Origin of the sequence: Microcoleus sp. CAWBG58 (genome assembly GCF_020883045.1) — a bacterium.
Lineage (GTDB): Bacteria > Cyanobacteriota > Cyanobacteriia > Cyanobacteriales > Microcoleaceae > Microcoleus.
In genome coordinates this window covers 1-18,337 of record NZ_JAHRFA010000019.1, presented here as the reverse complement: position 1 = coordinate 18,337, position 18,337 = coordinate 1, and the positions used below count along the sequence as shown (strand labels likewise).

Sequence of the window (18,337 nt, the reverse complement as noted above, 5' to 3'; positions counted from 1 at the left end):
TAGAGCGGACTGAAGTCCGCACTACGAACCTTTTTAATACAGAAAATCAGTTGAGATTTTCTGCAAGCGACGCACCTTACTGCAAGATAGAGCGGACTGAAGTCCGCACTACGAACCTTTTTAATACAGAAAATCAGTGGTGTCGATCGCCCCAGCATTTACCCCAGTTAAGGAAGCTAAAACTTGCCCGTTGGATGATAGCTTAATCAAAGTTGCAGCATTACTTTGACTAACATCTAATTGTGCAAAAGTCAAGCCGTTAGTCAGGAAAATCAAATCTTTTCCATCCTCAAAATCGACAATTGTATCGATCGCACGATCGGCAGATAGTACAAAGTAATCGCTACCGGCACCTCCAATTAAACAATCGTTGCCGAGGCCTCCAATCAGGGTATCGTTGCCTTTACCGCCGTAGAGGGTATCGTTGCCTTCACCGCCGATGAGACTGTCAAATCCTCGATCGCCAAACAAGATATCTTCACCGTTACCGCCAACGATCGTATCGCTGCCCTTGCCGCCGTAAATCGTGTCGTCACCGAGGCTGCCGTCAAGGGAATCGTTGCTGCGTTTGCCGCTGATGAAATCGTTAGCATTACTGCCAATTAAAGTATCATCCCCATTCGTACCCACAGCCGAATCGATCGAATTGCTGACAGGTGTAATGTCGCCAGTCGCGATCGCACTTGCAGGTATTTCAGGCGCCGCAGTGCCTTGAATCTTCGCATCTAAAGCAGTACCAGTATTTTCGGCAACCACCTCAGAAATGGGTTTGATGCCCGCTGCAACTGCTTTTAAATCCAATGCAGTATCCCTGAGTGCGACTTTTTGGACGCGAGCCATTTCAGCAGGAATCCAATTCGGCAAAAAGTTAACAATAACTCGATCGACCTTTTGATTCGCCTGGGCCATTACCTGGGCGACTTGCGGGGCAATTGAGAGTAATTTTTGGCTGTTGAGATTCGAGTCAACCTGTTTGGTATTGGCAACAGCTTGCTGGATAATTGCGGATAGCTGTGCCGGATTAGTTAAGTCCAATTTAGTACCGAATTGAACTTGATTGGCGATCGCACTGACAACACCTTTATTAATGGCTGGATAACCAGCGGTGGAAATACCATCAATAAAGGTGGCAGTTTGGGTAATCAAGTTTTGGACTTTTACCATTGCTGCCAAAGTTTCAACACCGCCAGATTGACTGTTTTTAGTAGCAACAATTGGATCTAAATCGGTCAAATCCACACTTGCTGGAATTGCCAAAGCAGCTTTGACTTTCGATTCCGCTTCATTTTGGGAAATTCCCTGAGTCATCAAATCTGCTACGAGAGTTGTCAACAGCGTGACAACTGTAGAATCTGGCGGTGCAGATACAGGTGTTTCCAGCGGCAAACCAGTCGCAGTATCGAAGCCACCAACAGCAACAATATTGCCTTCCGATTGTTCGAGTTGGCCATTTTTGTTAGTGTCAAACTTATCGAAGGGAATGTCTAATTCAAAACCACCATTGCCGTCAGTAGTAGTGAATGGTTCATTGTCATCGCGGACGTTATTTTTGTTAGCGTCAAAGAACAGAGTTGAACCGGAAATGTAACCGTCAATGACTACGCCACGACAGCTAACAGTTATCAACATTCCTTCATTGTCGCTCGCACTCGCACCAGATTTATCGGTTGCCGTTAACTTAATGCGGAGGCTTTGAAGTGTCGGACTTTTGCCGCTGAGAGTGCGAGTATTTGGATTGAAATTCAGCCAACTCGGTAGGGGACTTCCGTCTATCAAAGTAGCTGAATAAGTCAGAGTATCTCCAGGATCGGAATCTGTGAAGGTATTCTGCGGGAAAGTGTATTCAAACTGTGATGAATTGCTGGTTTTTAGGAATTGGTAATGCCACGGGGTGGTATCCAGGCTGTAATTAAGTACAGGTGCGCGGTTGATTTTGATTGGCGTCGGAGTTGGGGAAATTGTCGGAGTTGGTGAAATTGTTGGAGTTGGTGAAATTGTTGGCGTTGGGGAAATTGTCGGAGTTGGGGAAATTGTTGGCGTTGGGGAAATTGTCGGAGTTGGGGAAATTGTTGGCGTTGGGGAAATTGTCGGAGTTGGGGAAATTGTTGGCGTTGGTGAAATTGTTGGCGTTGGTGAAATTGTCGGAGTTGGTGAAATTGTTGGAGTTGGGGAAATTGTTGGCGTTGGTGAAATTGTCGGAGTTGGTGAAATTGTTGGAGTTGGGGAAATTGTCGGAGTTGGGGAAATTGTTGGCGTTGGGGAAATTGTCGGAGTTGGGGAAATTGTTGGCGTTGGGGAAATTGTGGGAGTTGGGGAAATTGTCGGAGTTGGTGTTGGAGTTGGCGTTAGGGTGTCGTTATCGGTATTAATGATGCTGACATCGGCAGGATTGAGATTGTTGTAATTGCGATCGAGACTGACAGCAGCAGCCGTAATAATGCTGTAAGTTTGAGTACCGTCAACTACGCTATCATCAACACCTGTAACTGTTACTGTCTGCGGTTCATTCCAGGTATTTGCCGTGAAGGTCAAACTATTAGTAGAGACTGTTCCTTCCGAAGGTTTAGAACTGTCGATCGCGATAGTAACAGGTGCAGTAGGCTGAGTTTGGAGGACTACTGAAAAGTTGGCTGTGCCGCCTGCTTCGGTGGTGACTAATCCGCTAGTCGGAGTAACAGCAATACCCAAAGTTTCATCATCAACGATCGTGCTTGTGGCAACGCTTGTACCAAAACTGGCAATAGAACCAGAGCCAACCGGATTTGATAAGCTAACGGTAATAGTTTCATTGGGTTCTGCTACGGTGTCGCCTATGACATCAACGGTAATAGTTTTCGATAAAACTCCCGCTCCAAAAAGTATTATACCTGTTGTGCTGGTTCCCCCCGAAGTGCCGCCGATATTGTTGTAATCGCTGCCGTTATTGGCAGTTCCATCAATGATATAATTGACGCTGCTGGCTGCGTCTGTATTGCCGCTGCGGCTGACGGTAAATGTTAGTGGAGTCGTGCTAGAATTGCCTTCGATGACTGTGGGAGAAGTGGTTGCAATATCGTAAATTATGCGATCGTTCGCTGGAATTGTTAGGGTTGTTTGAGGGATTATGCCGGCACTTGCACCTGTAATTGTTCCAAAGTTTAGGACAACTTTTTCGTCGTTTTCTGCTAAGTTGTCGGGTTTGACGGTGACAGCAACGTTTTGAGTTAAAGCTGTACCTGTAGCGCCTGCGAGGAAGGTGACGGAGGTAGTATTAAGGATGAAGTCAGTACCTTCAGTCGCGGCGGTACTGCCAGCGGGGACTGTACCGAGTTTAATCGGTACGGTGATGTTTTGAGTGGGAACTCGATCGAGCGTCACAGGAATGTTCACTACTGTGTCTGCATTTCCTTCTGTGCCGCTGTAGGTGGGAGATTGGAAATTTATGTTAAGAGAATTCAGCAAAACTGAGATGTAAGCAGGACTACTGTTGGTTGCGGAATTCACGTTTGTTACCGCTATGTCGGGCAAGCTGTCAGCGTTAAAGTTTCCGACAGTTGCAGTCAGGGGAGCAATTCCCAGGTTAAAGTTGATAGGATTTCCAAACTTACCCGTACCATCGCCCAATAAAATTGAGATGTTGTTAGAGTCGGCATTCGGCACCGCTAAATCGAGGAAATTATCGGTGTTAAAGTCTCCCACAGCGACAGTTTTCGGCGTTGTTCCAACGCTAAAGTTGTTGGCAGGCCCAAAACCTCCAGCCCCATTTCCTAACAAAATTGAGACGTTATTAGATTGTTGATTTGTGACAACTAAGTCGGAAAAGTTATCGCCGTTAAATTTAGCTACGGCAACGGACCACGGACTAGATCCGACACTAAAATTGGTAGCAGGAGCAAAGCTACCCGTACCATTCCCCAATAAAATTGATACGTTGTTAGAGTCTTCGTTCGCTACAGCCAAGTCGGAAAAATTATCACCGTTGAAATTGCCCACAGCTACGAATCTGGGACTAAATCCCACATTAAAAGTCCTGGGAGAACTAAAGCGACCCGTACCATCGCCCAACAAAATTGAGACTTGATCGCTACTCCTGTTAGTGACAGCCATGTCAGGGAAGCTGTCGTTGTTGAAGTTTCCGACAGCTATGGAACTGGGACGTAGTGATACCGGAAAGCTAGTGGGAGAACCAAAGCTACCTCGGCCATTGCCTAACAGTATTGAGACATCAACTGTTTCCCAGTTTCCTACAGCTAAGTCGGGGAAATTATCACCGTTAAAGTCTTGAATAACGACGGGAACTGGCTTGGTTCCGCCGACGCTAAAGTTGGTGGCGGGACTGAAGCCACCCATGCCGTTACCCAAAAGTATTGACACATTATGACTGTGATAGTTGGTAACAGCTAGATCGGGGAAAGTGTCTCCGTTAACGTCACCGTTAGCTACAGCCCAGGGGCTAAATCCTACGGGAAAGTTTGTTGCTGGATCGAAAAGTGGGAGAACATTATTGTAAGTTGCTAAAGTTTCCGGTTTGAATGCTAGAGAAGCAGAAATATCTCCGGTTGTGTATTCCAATTCCCAGTCTCCACCTTTGGCTGCACTGCCGGTGAGATTGGTAGATGCGGCAATATTTGCTCCGGTGAGTGCCGCCATGCGTTGGAGGAAGTTGGCGCTATTTATGCCTGTTTTAAAAGAGTCTAATTCGTTGGTGGAATTTGCTTCAGAGTCAGTATTGTCCGATTCGGTTTCTGCTGCTACGTTGCAACCGTAAATCAGGATGTCTGCATAAAGATTTAAAGCGTGCCGCCACTGTCGCAATTGCTTGCGATAAGTTTCTAGATTGCTGCTGCAAAGTTGAGTTTTTCCGAGTTGCAAGCAGCCGGGACTGCCGTGAGAAACGATGTGAATGCTGTCAAGTTTGGTGCGATTTGTTAATACTTGAGTGATTTGCGCGACTCCATCGGCACGGGAGTCGATCGCTATTGCTTCGGTTCCGGGCATCACGCCTGCCATCAGGCTTTGATAATCTTCGACTTGGCTGTCGATAAATACGATCGCCCTTGCGGACACTTGGCTGATTAATTTGGTTGGCATAACACACCTGCTCTTTGTAAAAAATGAAACGACTATTACTGAAGTTAATCGGTCAAAATTTGCAATAAAAGCCCTCTAAGGTTTGAATACTCAAACCTTTTTGGGTTAAAATATATAGCACTGCACCGCTGACTAAAATGAAGATAACCGATTTCTGTGAACCCAATATAAACAGGTAGAGCGCACTTGAGCGATTATTTTACAAAAATATATAATATATAAGTAATGACTTTTACAACAAGTACGATCGATGACTAAGTAATAAGAATTATCCTGGTATTTCCTGAGGAAATATGAGGTTTGTTAGCAGGGCGATCGATCGCTATTGAGGAAAACTGAGGAAAACTGAGGTTTGTTAAATCCCAAATAAATCCGAGGTAGATCGAAGTGATGTCATCACCTCGATCGCGAAGCCCTCGCAGACGATCGCACTTTTAACCCCAACTATCTTAATAAAAACAGATAAAACTCCTGCGATCGCCCGATCGCTCATCTAGTAATAAATACTCATTGTGCCAATTGTTAGGGCGGAATGTGGAGATGTGCGATCGGCAGAAATCTAGGCTATAGCTGGAATGTAGCTAGTAGCAGTTTAAGCCGATGTCGTCTCCCAAAGGTCGATCGAGCAAAATAGAATTCAGCATCTCAGCCTCGAATCCTCAGTTGTTGACGGGTTTGGATGCGTGGCTGCGGCTAGGCTTGATTTCGCCCGCTGAGGTTGAGCAATTGTGCAGCCAGCATTTAGTCTGCCCGCTGCCCGAGCCCGCTGTGGGCCTTTCTGAAATTGACGATCGCGCCAACTCTCCTATTCCCGAACCGCAAGTAGCGGCGACATCCACACAAAAAGCTTTACCCAGAACCACAAAAAAGGTTGCCGAGCGGACAGAAACCCCTCAAACCCCAACTTTTGTCTCTCAAATTTTGCAGTCGCTCATCGCCGAAATTAGCGTTGTGTGGCTGTTGTTTTTAGGAGTCTTCATGGTAGTTGTCTCCTCAGGAGTCTTGGCTGCCAGTCAGTGGGAAAAATTTCCTGCTGCCGGACAATATGGAGTTTTGTTAGCTTATACTTTAACTTTTTGGGCGATCGCTAGTTGGGCAAAAAAACAGTCTAATTTACATTTGACTGCTCAAACTTTGCAAGAAGTTACTCTGTTGCTAGTGCCGATAAATTTTTGGGCGATGGACACCTTTGGATTGTGGAAATATCCTTGGGATTGGGCAGTCGCCACCGTCGCTGCATTTATTTTGACTTGGATAACGCGCGGAATTATTAAAGATCAGTATCAAAGTTTGTGGGGGAAAAATGTAACTACCTCGATCGCCCTCAATCACTTGGGATTGAGTTATTTGCACTGGGGTTGGGGATTTGGAGGGTTTGCCCTAGTTGCGGTTTACTTGGGTACGGTGGGAACTACTGCTGCTACGGTTTATCAAGTTCAGCAACAACGGGTACAATATATCACACGTCGGGGAAACACTGAAACTTTCCCTACTGCTTTCAGTTCCAGCCGAGATTTTTTGACTTACAAAAAAGCCGCTTTAGTAGCTTATTCTTTGGGGATTTTACTGGGTCGGGCGATATTTGTCAAGGATGTCAACATCCATGAAATGGGTTTAGCCTTGGGAATTTGCGGCGTACTTTTAGCGTGGCTGGATTGGCCGCAATCCCTTGCATCTGGAACCACTAGAAACAATATATCCAACGAGCAAAATCCCGGCAACTTTTTTAACTGGCAATTAGCCGGAGGGGGTTTGTTAGGTTTGGGGTGGCTGGTTTGTTTTCGCGAAATTCCCCTACAGGCGATCGCAATTAGCGCCTTGGCTGTTTGGTTTTTTTATAACCGCTTAGTGCGGTTTTGGCAAAAGTTGGATTTGCTAATGCTTTTCGCCGTGGGACTTCAAAGCATTTGGCTGGTTTGGCGAGTAGTTCCTTTAGCGATTCAAACACAATTTATTGCTGTTTTAAATCAGCTTAGCAATACCAACCCCGGGCAAACTCCTTTGTCTTTTTGGGGTGTTTTGCTATTGCCTTATTTAATTTTAACGGTAAGTGCGGCGCAGTGGCTCTACCGATCGCGAAAGTTTCCACTTGCCCATTTTGGCGAAAATCTTGCTCTGGGTTTGGGCAGTGTTTTAACTATTATTAGTGCAGTCAATCCGTTTTGGCGATCGCTCAATTTACTAATTTCTACTCTAACTTTAGGTTGGATTGCTTGGGAATACGTAATTCCCGAGAAGTCCCCACTCGTGGGGATGCCTGTTTCTGCTGTTGATTCCAAGGGAAATCCGGCATTGTGGGTTTTGCTGACTCACATTACTGGTTTGTGCTGCTTCACTTCGGGAATTGACTTGTTTTTGCCAAACCAGAAAGAGAATGTTTGGGCAGGAATTTTATTGATCTTGATGGTGGCGGAATGGGGATTTTTTGTCTGGATGAAATCGGCAAATACCAAAGAAAGTTCTGCATTCTTTCGCTGGCATCCTGCATTATTCCAAAGTTCCTGGTATCTGGGATTGGTTTTGGCAGGATTGAGCTTTATTTTGCTGTACAGCAATATGCACTCTCAGTCAGGTTTGATGTGGCTGGCGACTCCTTTGGCTTTGACTGCTGTTGCTAAATATAGTGAAACTTCGCACAAACAACTTGCAAGTACCTTGAGTTCGATCGCGCTAATCATCGCACAATTGCTGATTTTTGACTCTCCGGTATACAGGTTAATCGGTTTCGGCTTGGCTGCACTGTTGATGTTAGTCAATACTTACTATTTAATTGAACTACCAGCCGCTGCGATCCAAGTCGGATTTGGCATCAGCTTCGTAGCAGCGGTAATTTATCAATTAGGATTTTTGTCTGGTTGGGCTTGGGCAATTGCTGGGGCGATCGCACTTTTGTGTCTCTGGTTGCTTCGCAGCACGATCGTTCGTTATTCTAGCACCTTGCCCGAACCTTCCCCATTAGCTGAAATTTACGATCGAGCTTTGGATGGTTGGGCAATCTTACTCACCAGCTTGCTGTTGACAAACATCACTCTTTATTCCTTGCAACTCTACGATTCACGCACTACCTTGAGTTTACCAGCCTCTACTCAAGTGCTGGCTGCTACTTTGGTAACTGTAGTTGCAATTGTTTTCCGAAGTTTGAGCGAACTTTCACCGCTGGCAATTTATGCCTTGGCTTGGAGTTTGGAGTTGCTGACAGCACTCGGTTTGAGCTTTATTGGACGCAATACGATTAATTTGGCAGTCGCGAATATTGCCTTAGGCTTAGTTACGCAATTGTTAGGCGATTGGTGGCGGTGGCGCAACCCCGACTACCGCCAAATTTTACCCAGCATTCACGCGATACCTCTACTTTACGGCGTATTGGGTTTGATTTTGCGATCGCACACCTTTACCAATAGTACAGGTTTAATCTCGTTGGGTGCGTCTTTAATTGCGATCGGCATTGGTAGGCGGCAGCAAGAATTTAAACCTTTGATTTATTTAGGATTAATTGGCGTATCAGCATCCGCTTACGAATCCCTACTATATCAACTTTCCCAAACACGAGGAGGAGCTTTTGGCGACGGCTTAATTGTGCTAGCAACTCTCGGCACAACTTTAACATACATCTATCGGATTTTATCTCCTTGGCTGAGCAGCTATTTACGTTTAACCAATGCCGAAGTAAACATATTTGCTCACCTGCACTGGGCTTTTAGCAGCTTACTCCTGATTTTAGCTTCAATCTACGATATTAAATCCGGGCTAAATTTAGGATTAGTCACTGGTGCTCTATTAGTACAATACGCTTTCCTGCAAGGGCGAAACAATCTCGATCGCCAATGGGCAGACATTTGGATTTACTTAGGATGGGTAGAAGCCTTTGGCATCCGGCTTTACTGGATCAATACACCTTTAGTTAAGTACATTTCCGGGCCACTCGGGCCGTGGAAAGTTGCGATCGCTTCTCTATTTGCCTATTTCATTTACATCTTACCTTGGGAGCGCTGGGGTTGGTCAAAAAATCCCTGGAAAATAATCGCTTCTGTAATTCCCATTATCGCGATTGTGGAAAGTCCCGCTAAGTTTTATCCGATTAGCTTCCTCATAGCTGCCGCCTTTTATGTTTTCCTAGCTTGGGAAAAGCGCGAAGTCCGTTTTACCTACGTGAGTGTAGCGATAATTGACTGGGTATTGCTGCGCTGGTTTGGACAAATCGGATTGACTCAACCCGAATGGTATTTTACACCCTTAGGACTTTCTTTCCTATATGTTGCTCAGTACGATCGCGCTTTGCAACTCCCAGCCCAAAAAACCCTCCGCCACAACCTGCGAATCTTAGCCACAGCGGTGATTTGCGGGATACCTCTTTTGACTCAGCACAACCACGGTTTAGTTGCAGGATTTTTTAGCTTGGTAGCGATTGCAGCCGGTTTAGCGCTGCGAGTGCGGGCATTTTTGTTTGTGGGGACAGGAATTTTCTTAATCAATGTTTTCTATCAGTTGGTGGTGCTGATTTTTGACTATCCCCTGATTAAATGGGCAATTGGCTTGGCTTTTGGGATTGTATTTATCTGGATTGCTGCTACTTTTGAGACGCGGCGCGATCGCATTTCGGCTTTCGTGCAGCATTGGGTTGTACAATTGCAATCTTGGGATTAAGTTTTCCGCAATAGACTTCTTACTCCCTTCTTCATATCTGCGTTAATCTGCGTCTATCTGCATGACATCTGCGGTTGCTCTATTCAAATCCTGTTGCGCCCCAAGAGCGAGCTTCCCAAAACTATATTTTTTTCTGATAAAATGTAAAAAAAACGCCCTTTTTTTTGGGTCAAAAGCTTGACATTCTCCGCTCAAAAAGGTATTATATCATAATGGAAGTGGTGGCAATTTTAAAACTCAAGTCACCACTTCCATTATCTAAAATATACCTTAAAAATCAACCCAAATCAATAGGTAAAAATTCCTTTTTTTGCGCCGCGATTTGAGAGCCTAACTTAAACCACAATCAGCAAAGAATTGTAGGGGAAGATGGGCCGAAGCCCACCATAAAGCAGCACTGTTAATCTTTAATCTCGCTCGGGTTCGCAAGGGCGATCGAACATAATTTCAAAAATTCCCGATCGCACAAACCGACGCAAAGCCCTTAAATGATCGTCCGCATCTTGGCGATTGCAGAAACGCGCCACAATGTGGTTTCGAGGATCCGACAAAACTCGCACAATCACCCAAGGTTTAGCACAATCCGGCTTTAATAAATCAGGGGTTTTCGTAACTTGCAGATTATCTTCCGGCTGTGCAGCTACTTGCGGATTTGGAGAATATTCGGCAATTATCCTAGCACCTGCTTTTCGGAGAATGTCGAGATAACTGGCGATGAGGCTGCCTGTGAGGTTGGCCGCCAACTGTTCGATTAGATGGCCCGCTAAGCTTTTGACCTCTTTTTCCTGCAACTGCACCCGCTGGGCATCGAAATCCGCATCCGAGTAGCTGCGAATGCAGGATAAAAGTTGTGTGATGCCGAATTCTTCCAAAGCCTGTTGATAGCCGCGAGAAAATTCGCTCTCGTCGCTGGAACGTTTTATCATGGTAATAGCTCTCTTTGATTTTTAGAGTTAGTACCTAGGTAGTGATTAAATAGACAAAGTGGTACACTTGTAGACAAATCTACGATATACCATCTTGTTCAAACTCGCGTGTATTCGCAAAAACCTTGGATTGTTAGTAAAGACAATGCTTAGGGGCGAAATATCAACTGTCGGAGGTCGAGCAATGCTTTTATCCATCAAAACAAAGCTAAAGCTAAATAAGAGTCAAGAAACGGTCATGAGTAAGCACGCTGGAATAGCAAGGTTTACTTATAATTGGGGACTGGCTACTTGGAGCGATCTCTATAAAGATGGATTAAAGCCCAATAAATACCTGCTCAAAAAATTCTTCAACAATCATGTGAAACCTGAGTTTACATGGATAAAAGAGACCGGAATTTGCCAGAAGATAACTCAATATGCTTTTGACAATTTAGGTGATGCTTTTTCTCGTTTCTTCTCTAAAAAGGGTGGATACCCCAAATTCAAAAAAAAAGGACATCACGACTCTTTCACGATTGATGCAGGTGGCAAGCCGATACCCGTGGGCGGTACGTCTATCAAGCTGCCAACAATCGGCTGGGTAAAAACCCACGAAGGATTGCCTCACACTACCTGTAAGTCAATCACCATCTCACGTACTGCCGACAATTGGTTTATCGCTTTTGCTTACGAACAAAGTCACGAACCAACGGTCAAAAGTCATGACATTGTAGGAGTAGATTTGGGAGTAAAAGAGTTGGCTACCCTTTCAACTGGCGTAGTATTTCCAAACCCAAAGCACTATAAAGCGCATCTCACAAAACTCAAGAGATTATCAAGAGTTCTTGCGAGAAAAGTCAAAGGTTCTGTAAATAGATATAAAGCTAAAATCCAGTTAGCGAAACACCATGCAAAGATAGCAAATCTCAGGAAAAACACTCTACATCAAGTCACTACTTACTTATGCAAAAACCACGCAACAATAGTAGTAGAAGATTTGAATATCGGTGGAATGCTAAAGAATCACAAACTAGCACAGGTAATAGCTGATTGTGGATTCCATGAATTTCAACGTCAGTTAGAGTACAAAGCTAAAAAGTTTGGTTGTGAGATAATCGTTGCTAATCGCTGGTTTCCATCAAGCAAAACCTGTTCAAGTTGTGGACACATCCAAGATATGCCACTAAAAGAAAGGACTTATAATTGTGCAAGTTGTGGTCATTCGATGGACAGGGATTTAAATGCAGCGATAAATTTATCACGGTTGGCTAAACCGTGAAAGCTTACCGAGGGATAACCGCTCCCATGCTCCCGATGAAGTAAGAAGCAAATGTCTAGACTTGTCTAGTATTTGTATAGCAGAAAGCTGTTAGAGAACATCAAGAAAAGATCCAAAAACAGCCACCGCCGTCTAATCAAAACCAGAATCCACAATAAGCTTGGTGCGAAATCATCGGCGATACACTTAAAATTGAGAAAAACTGAATCTTTAATGACCAAACGCCTATCAACATATTTAGCAGACGGAATTTATACTCGCCTTGAGGAATGGGCACAGCAAGAAGGGCGATCCACTAGCAATTTGGCAGCATTCCTGTTAGAGAAAGCTCTTGTAGACCATGAGGAGAAACTGCTAAAACAGCAGTCTTTGTCTGACGAAAAGCAGGGGCGACATTTAACAGTTGACAGTTGACAGTTGACAGTTGACAGTTTGAGATCGACCTCTACCTAGAAGTCTGAGGATTGAAACAGTGAATAATTTTGGTTTATTTCCCCCCTCGAAGGATGAGGTTTTAAACCCATTCTTCTGGGTAAAGTTTGTGCGATCGCCCGCAATCGACTACGATCGGCTCAAACAAAAACTAATTCTCCAATGAATCAAGGTTTAACCACCTATTTAGCAGAAGGAATCTATGACATCCTGATACGACAAGGACAAATGGAAAAATGACCCTTACTTTCGATCGAGCTAATTATAGCCATTTGCTGGCAGAGGTTGCTCCACGGGCGATCGAAACCGAGGAAGAATACGATCGCCTCCTAGCAGTCGCCCAGAGGCTGACGTTCGCCAAAAACCGCACTCCCGAAGAAAAAGCTTTACACAAGTTATTGGTAACTTTAATTGAAGTTTACGAGGAGCAAAACTATGCGATCGACAAATCCGAGCCTCACGAGATTTTGCAACACATCATGGAAGCCAGCGGCACCCGTCAAGCTGACTTAGTTGGCATTATTGGATCGAGTGGTGTAGTTTCTGAGGTTGTCAATGGCAAGCGGGCAATTAGCAAAGCACAAGCTAAGGCACTCGGCGATTATTTTAAAGTTTCGGCTAGTTTGTTCATTTAATTAGGATTAATGCCAAAAAATGCGATTTATTTCGTAGTGCGGACTTCAGTCCGCTTTCATTTTGCGGACTGAAGTCCGCACTACAAACTGCACTACAAACTGGTATTTTTAAATTAAAAACCCGGTTCCTGCAAGAAACCGGGTTTTTAATCAGATGTTATTTATCGCTTTGTCATCGCACTTAATGGCTTAAGGCGAATTCCGGCAATCTCGGTTCAGATTCGCCACCGGGCAACACCTTAACCACACCGTTTTCATCCACATCTACGATCGCACTTTGGCCGTCTTTCAGCTTCCCAGACAGCATTTCCTCAGCCAGTACATCCTCCAACAACCGCATGATGGCGCGGCGCAAAGGTCGAGCACCGTAGCTGGGATTGTAGCCTTCTTTAACTAACAAATCCTTGAACTTGTCTGTCACCGACAAAGTGATACCCTGTTCGGTTAAGCGATTGAAAATTTCCTGCAACAAGATGTCAGCAATCTGCTTAATTTCTGCCTTGTTCAACTGGCGGAAGACGATAATCTCATCCAAGCGGTTGATAAATTCTGGACGGAAGAACTGTTTCAATTCTTCGTTTACCAAGCTGCGAACGCGGTTGTACTGACCGTCTGCGGCACTTTCAGCAAACTCGAAACCTAAACCGCCGCCACCTTTTTCAATGACTCGCGAACCGATGTTTGATGTCATGATCAGCAGCGTATTCTTGAAGTCTACTGTGCGACCTTTGGCATCAGTTAAACGACCGTCTTCCAAGATTTGCAACATCATGTTGAAGACATCCGGGTGAGCTTTTTCGATTTCGTCGAACAAGACTACCGTATAAGGACGGCGCCGCACTGCTTCTGTTAGTTGGCCGCCTTCGTCGTAGCCGACATAACCCGGAGGCGAACCGATGAGTTTAGATACGGTGTGACGTTCCATGAATTCGGACATATCTAACCGAATCATCGCTTCTTCGGAACCGAAGAAATATGTTGCTAAGGCTTTTGTCAGTTCCGTTTTACCGACGCCTGTGGGGCCCGAAAAGATGAAACTGGCGATCGGGCGATTGGGATTTTTCAAGCCAACCCGCGCGCGGCGGATAGCCCGAGAAACTGCGCTGACAGCTTCTTCTTGACCGATCAAGCGCTGGTGCAGCGTGTCTTCCATGTGCAGCAGCAATTCCGATTCCGATTCTGTCAGCTTGCTAACCGGTACTCCCGTCCAATTTGCCACGATGTGGGCGATGTCTTCTTCGGTGACGATGGGAGAGATTCTGACTTGGCTTTTGTTGATCGTAGCTTCGGCGATTTGGGCTTCGATTTCTAATTCGCGATCGCGCAATTTACCAGCTTTGTCGAAGTCTTGTTCGCGCACAGCAGCATCTTTTTCTTTACTGACGGACGGAAGTTGTTTTTTGAGTTCTTTAACTTCGGGCGGGGTTTGCGAGTTCAGCACGTGCACGCGAGAACCTGCTTCGTCAATTAAGTCGATCGCCTTGTCTGGCAAAAATCGATCGTTAATGTACCTGTCAGACAGTGTAGCCGCTGCTTCTAAAGCTGCATCGGAAATTGTCAGTCGGTGGTGCTGTTCGTAGGCCGATCGCAAACCGTACAATATTTCTATTGTTTCAGCCACACTCGGTTCTCCAACTTTAATCGGTTGGAAACGGCGTTCTAGGGCTGCATCGCGCTCGATGTGCTTGCGGTATTCGTCCAACGTAGTCGCGCCGACACACTGCAATTCGCCTCGGGCGAGGGCTGGTTTGAGCATATTGGAAGCATCCATGCTTCCTTGGATTGCGCCTGCACCAACTAAGGTATGAATCTCATCGATTACCAGAATGATATTGCCGGCCGCGCGAATTTCCGCCATGATTTTCGTCAGCCGTTCCTCAAATTCGCCTCGGAATTTTGTACCAGCAATCAGCGAACCCATATCGAGGCTGATTACTTGTTTGTCTTCTAAAATTTCCGGGACGTTTCTGTTAACAATCCGCTGGGCGAGGCCTTCGGCGAGGGCTGTTTTGCCGACTCCGGGTTCGCCTACTAACACTGGATTGTTCTTCGTGCGGCGCCCCAACACTTGGATCACGCGCTCGATTTCATTTTCGCGACCCACGACTGGATCGAGTTTGCCGGCGGCTGCTAACTTAGTTAAGTTAGTGCCGAATTCTTCTAAAGTTGGGATTTTGCGATCGCCACCGCTATCTCCTCGGCCTCCGGGGATTGCCGCGACTTCTCCCACGGCACGAATGACTTGCGTGCGGACTCTCTGGCGATCGATCCCCAGGTTTTGCAGCACCTTCGCCGCCACACCTTCATCGTCTTGAATCAACCCAAGCAGAATGTGCTCGGTACCGATGTAATTGTGACCTAACTGCCGCGCTTCATTCAACGCCGTCTCAAAAATGCGCTTGACGCGGGGTGTAAACGGAATTTCTGGCGGGAGAAACCCGGAACCTCTACCGATGATATTTTCAATTTCATTGCGCGCCTCTTTCAAGTTGAGGCCCATATCCAGTAATACTTTTGCAGCGATGCCAGTGCCTTCGCCGACGAGTCCGAGAAGGATTTGCTCGGTGCCTACAAAATTGTGACCGAGGCGCCGCGCTTCCTCTTGGGCTAGCATTATTGCTTTAATGGCTTGTTCTGTAAAGCGTTCAAACATATTTTTTCCTTCCTACTGTCTTGGCGAGGGCTGTATCGCTGCTGGTGAGGAGCGATTTGAAATACTACACAAATTATATATGTAAATTTTTGTGTATTTCCTTCTTTAACAATGTATCGCTAGTAATTAGGGGCGGACAGTGGGGAGAGCCGAATAGCAGGGGTGTGGTTGCCGTCTCGCAGTACGCTCTACAATACGAGCTACAAGTGGCAATGCAAATTAAGGCTAATAATATTGGATCTCACTCTACTTGGCGGCTGCCACTGTGTCAAGCATTTTCTCAAATTGGCAAGCGAAAGTGCCTCTTCGAGCGATCGGGGAATGCTTTTGTTTCAAATCACGTGCTTTGAGCCAAAGTATTGCACCCTAAAGCAATTTTATTTTAACAGGTCAAGGGACGGCTGCGGGCGTGCGATCGCCTGTGGCCAAATCGACAGCGTTTTTAAATTGCTATTAGTCGCCTACTTTCCCAATAAATTACGAGGGCTTGAGACTCAGCATTTTTTGCGGAGATTTTGCCTTTTAACTCATAAGACTTTCCTGATTTTACCGGAAATAATTGGTTGAAAGCCCCAGCCCTTTGATAGAGAAATTAAAATCAGACTATTCATTACTCCAATCCTCAGACTTAATTTTAGAATTCGCTGTCAACTGTCAACTGTCAACTGTCAACTGTCAACTGTCAACTGTCAACTGTCAACTGTTTAAAGCCATTGTGCAAGCAACTGTTCAATAACTTTCACAAAGCCGATCGCAATTTGAATCAACGGCCAACCCACCAGACAAATTAACGCCGCCCAGCGAGTTTGAATATCCAAACCTTGGCGAACCGCCACAATTACAGCCAGCAAACTCCACACAGCTAATATCCGCTCAATGCCTTCTCCCAGCAACGGAATCAACGTTAAAAAATTCAGCACTTGGGGGGCGTAGGCAAATCCGATCGGCACCAGCAACTGCCCATAAGTTACGTGACCCGGTTTCAGCCAGTCCCCGATTTTCGAGATAGTGAAACTCCAAAAATAATAACCACCCACGACTGCCAAACCATCTATCCAAAGTGCTAAGAATAACACAGATAGTTCAGTTCGATTGATTAACAAAATAACAGCATTGCCCAAGACACGAGACACCGCTGCTAAAATTACAATTGTTAAAGCTATCCGCTTAGTTTTGCCAGTGTAGGGAGTTTTTTCATAAAAATTGCCGTTCAAAGAAAGTGCGTTCCAAAGCGTTGCCCGCAAACCTGTAATTGAATCTTCTCCCTTCACCTTTAATCCCTGCTCCTCTAGATAGTTGACAAGTTGGATAAAATAAGCTCTAATACAGCAGAATCACCGAATAAGCAGGGCAATTTTATTGTCGCCAGACAAATTAGGTATGTAGTTGCGCTTGGGCGCTCTTTCCTAATATTATAAAGAGCGCCCAAGCGCAACTACGTACCTTGATCCAAGCGCGATCGGAATATGTGCAACGACCCATTAAATTGGTATAACAGGCATTCTACCAGATTTTATTAAATGCTAAGATTCATTTTGCAGATACTTGCGTGGCTGCGCGGGGGAAGTTTAAATTTGTTGAGCATTGCAGGTGTAATCCTGATAATTTGGGGCATTCTTTCGCCGATCGGAACTGTGATCTGGTGGCTGGGTCAAAGTGCCGAAACTTTGGGTATCAAGAAAAATCCGCCGGGGATATTGCCCTCAAACAACGGGAATCTAGAAGCGCGCAAGTCTTCGCCGATCAATTGTTATATCATCTTTTTACCGGGAGTTGGCGATTTTTCGGGGAACGAATTAACACCGGGAGAAGAGTTTTTTCTCAAGCGTTTAGTTAAAAATCACCCGCAGTGCGTAGCAGTGGGCGATATTTTTCCTTATTCAGCTTCTAACAAAAGTTTGGGAGGAGAGCGGTTGCTAGCTCCTTTTTGGCGGTTTGCAGAACAGGAAAAAATCGGGCCGATTGCGGGAGACATATTCATCAAGATTCGCAATCTCTGGAGGTTTGCAATTTCTCTAGATTATCGCTACGGTTTTGCATACAATCAGGGAATTGCTAATGCAATTATCGATCGCATGAATGCTAAATCTCCGATTGCAGCTAATCCTCAAAAACCTTTGCAAGTTATTTTAATTGGCACTAGCGGGGGCGCACAAGTTGCTTTAGGTGCTACTCGTTATCTTAAAGAATGGCTGAATGCAGAAATTACAGTTGTTTCGGTTGGGGGCGTGTTTTCGGGAGAAAATGGTTTTGCAGAAGCCGATCGCATTTTTCATTTTCGTGGCACTCGCGATACAATTGAGGATATTGGTGGCATCGTTTTTCCCACTCGCTGGTACTGGTACGCGACTTCACCTTTCAATCAAGCGCGTTCGCAAGGCCGCCATGCAGAAGCTGTCAGCGGCCCTCACAAGCACGACGGCGATGATGGATATTTTGGGGAAAATGTGGGGGCGGACGGTCAAAAGTATGTAGATATCACGCTGGAAAAGATTAATCAATTACCTGTTTGGTCTGAGGGCGCGGTCAAAAGAGAGGACTGAAGTCCTCACTACGAACCTATAATTAGGTTCGTAGTGAGGAGTTTAGTCCTTCTTAATTCCTAAAGATTAGACTTAAATTGTAAAAATAATTAGGTTCGTAGTGAGGACTTTAGTCCTTCTTAATTCCTAAAGATTAGACTTAAATTGTAAAAATAATTAGGTTCGTAGTGAGG

The 18,337-nt window shown here is 45.3% G+C and carries 13 protein-coding genes; 8 read left to right on the top strand and 5 right to left on the bottom strand.

Annotation, left to right across the window (positions count from 1 at the left end):
• Positions 1 to 120 precede the first annotated feature (120 nt).
• Together QZ918_RS10840 and QZ918_RS10835 are read right to left on the bottom strand one after the other, a co-directional pair.
• Positions 121 to 5,070: a DUF4347 domain-containing protein gene (locus QZ918_RS10840; protein ID WP_293334520.1), complete on the bottom strand. Its 4,950-nt coding sequence runs from the start codon at positions 5,068 to 5,070 to the stop codon at positions 121 to 123.
• 355 nt (positions 5,071 to 5,425) lie between these two features.
• Positions 5,426 to 5,563 carry a hypothetical protein gene (locus QZ918_RS10835; RefSeq protein ID WP_293334517.1) on the bottom strand — a complete coding sequence of 46 codons (138 nt, stop codon included), beginning with the start codon at positions 5,561 to 5,563 and terminating at the stop codon, positions 5,426 to 5,428.
• Between the two features lie 107 nt (positions 5,564 to 5,670).
• On the opposite strand from QZ918_RS10835, the gene QZ918_RS10830 reads away from it, so the two are divergent.
• The gene (locus tag QZ918_RS10830) at positions 5,671 to 9,714 is read left to right on the top strand and encodes a hypothetical protein (protein WP_293334514.1); all 4,044 of its coding nucleotides are present in this window, start codon (positions 5,671 to 5,673) and stop codon (positions 9,712 to 9,714) included.
• 407 nt (positions 9,715 to 10,121) lie between these two features.
• On the opposite strand, the gene QZ918_RS10825 is transcribed toward QZ918_RS10830, so the two are convergent.
• Positions 10,122 to 10,640: a hypothetical protein gene (locus QZ918_RS10825; RefSeq protein ID WP_293334511.1), complete on the bottom strand. Its 519-nt coding sequence runs from the start codon at positions 10,638 to 10,640 to the stop codon at positions 10,122 to 10,124.
• A gap of 184 nt (positions 10,641 to 10,824) precedes the next feature.
• On the opposite strand from QZ918_RS10825, the gene QZ918_RS10820 reads away from it, so the two are divergent.
• From QZ918_RS10820 to QZ918_RS10805, 4 genes are all read left to right on the top strand, one after another.
• Entirely contained in the window at positions 10,825 to 11,901 is a 1,077-nt protein-coding gene (locus QZ918_RS10820) for an RNA-guided endonuclease InsQ/TnpB family protein (protein WP_293334508.1), read from the top strand.
• A gap of 213 nt (positions 11,902 to 12,114) precedes the next feature.
• On the top strand, positions 12,115 to 12,315 hold the full coding sequence (locus QZ918_RS10815; RefSeq protein ID WP_293334505.1) for a ribbon-helix-helix domain-containing protein: 201 nt from the start codon (positions 12,115 to 12,117) through the stop codon (positions 12,313 to 12,315).
• 58 nt (positions 12,316 to 12,373) lie between these two features.
• Complete coding sequence (locus QZ918_RS10810) at positions 12,374 to 12,499, top strand: hypothetical protein (protein ID WP_293145948.1); 126 nt, start codon at positions 12,374 to 12,376, stop codon at positions 12,497 to 12,499.
• A gap of 70 nt (positions 12,500 to 12,569) precedes the next feature.
• Complete coding sequence (locus tag QZ918_RS10805) at positions 12,570 to 12,968, top strand: helix-turn-helix domain-containing protein (RefSeq protein ID WP_293145951.1); 399 nt, start codon at positions 12,570 to 12,572, stop codon at positions 12,966 to 12,968.
• A gap of 181 nt (positions 12,969 to 13,149) precedes the next feature.
• Here QZ918_RS10805 and QZ918_RS10800 read toward each other — a convergent pair whose 3' ends face one another.
• Positions 13,150 to 15,621, bottom strand: coding sequence for an ATP-dependent Clp protease ATP-binding subunit (locus QZ918_RS10800; RefSeq protein ID WP_293145954.1), 2,472 nt, complete (start codon positions 15,619 to 15,621; stop codon positions 13,150 to 13,152).
• Between the two features lie 89 nt (positions 15,622 to 15,710).
• On the opposite strand from QZ918_RS10800, the gene QZ918_RS10795 reads away from it, so the two are divergent.
• Complete coding sequence (locus QZ918_RS10795; RefSeq protein ID WP_293334502.1) at positions 15,711 to 15,971, top strand: hypothetical protein; 261 nt, start codon at positions 15,711 to 15,713, stop codon at positions 15,969 to 15,971.
• Positions 15,972 to 16,180: 209 nt separating this feature from the next.
• Positions 16,181 to 16,357 (top strand): hypothetical protein, encoded by a 177-nt coding sequence (locus QZ918_RS10790; protein ID WP_293334499.1) that lies wholly within the window; start codon positions 16,181 to 16,183, stop codon positions 16,355 to 16,357.
• Here the strand turns inward: QZ918_RS10790 and QZ918_RS10785 are convergent.
• Entirely contained in the window at positions 16,326 to 16,892 is a 567-nt protein-coding gene (locus QZ918_RS10785; RefSeq protein WP_293334496.1) for a hypothetical protein, read from the bottom strand. The genes QZ918_RS10790 and QZ918_RS10785 overlap by 32 nt on opposite strands.
• Before the next feature lie 249 nt (positions 16,893 to 17,141).
• Here QZ918_RS10785 and QZ918_RS10780 point away from each other — a divergent pair, with 249 nt between their 5' ends.
• On the top strand, positions 17,142 to 18,164 hold the full coding sequence (locus QZ918_RS10780; RefSeq protein ID WP_293334493.1) for a hypothetical protein: 1,023 nt from the start codon (positions 17,142 to 17,144) through the stop codon (positions 18,162 to 18,164).
• Positions 18,165 to 18,337 lie beyond the last annotated feature (173 nt).

What these genes read in the sequence shown, in the direction of transcription:
- QZ918_RS10835 (WP_293334517.1), bottom strand. Translation starts at nt 5,563, where the DNA reads ATGAGCGATCGGGCGATCGCAGGAGTTTTATCTGTTTTTATTAAGATA.
- QZ918_RS10840 (WP_293334520.1), bottom strand. Translation starts at nt 5,070, where the DNA reads ATGCCAACCAAATTAATCAGCCAAGTGTCCGCAAGGGCGATCGTATTT.
- QZ918_RS10815 (WP_293334505.1), top strand. Translation starts at nt 12,115, where the DNA reads ATGACCAAACGCCTATCAACATATTTAGCAGACGGAATTTATACTCGC.
- QZ918_RS10805 (WP_293145951.1), top strand. Translation starts at nt 12,570, where the DNA reads ATGACCCTTACTTTCGATCGAGCTAATTATAGCCATTTGCTGGCAGAG.
- QZ918_RS10800 (WP_293145954.1), bottom strand. Translation starts at nt 15,621, where the DNA reads ATGTTTGAACGCTTTACAGAACAAGCCATTAAAGCAATAATGCTAGCC.
- QZ918_RS10780 (WP_293334493.1), top strand. Translation starts at nt 17,142, where the DNA reads ATGCTAAGATTCATTTTGCAGATACTTGCGTGGCTGCGCGGGGGAAGT.
- QZ918_RS10825 (WP_293334511.1), bottom strand. Translation starts at nt 10,640, where the DNA reads ATGATAAAACGTTCCAGCGACGAGAGCGAATTTTCTCGCGGCTATCAA.
- QZ918_RS10820 (WP_293334508.1), top strand. Translation starts at nt 10,825, where the DNA reads ATGCTTTTATCCATCAAAACAAAGCTAAAGCTAAATAAGAGTCAAGAA.
- QZ918_RS10830 (WP_293334514.1), top strand. Translation starts at nt 5,671, where the DNA reads ATGTCGTCTCCCAAAGGTCGATCGAGCAAAATAGAATTCAGCATCTCA.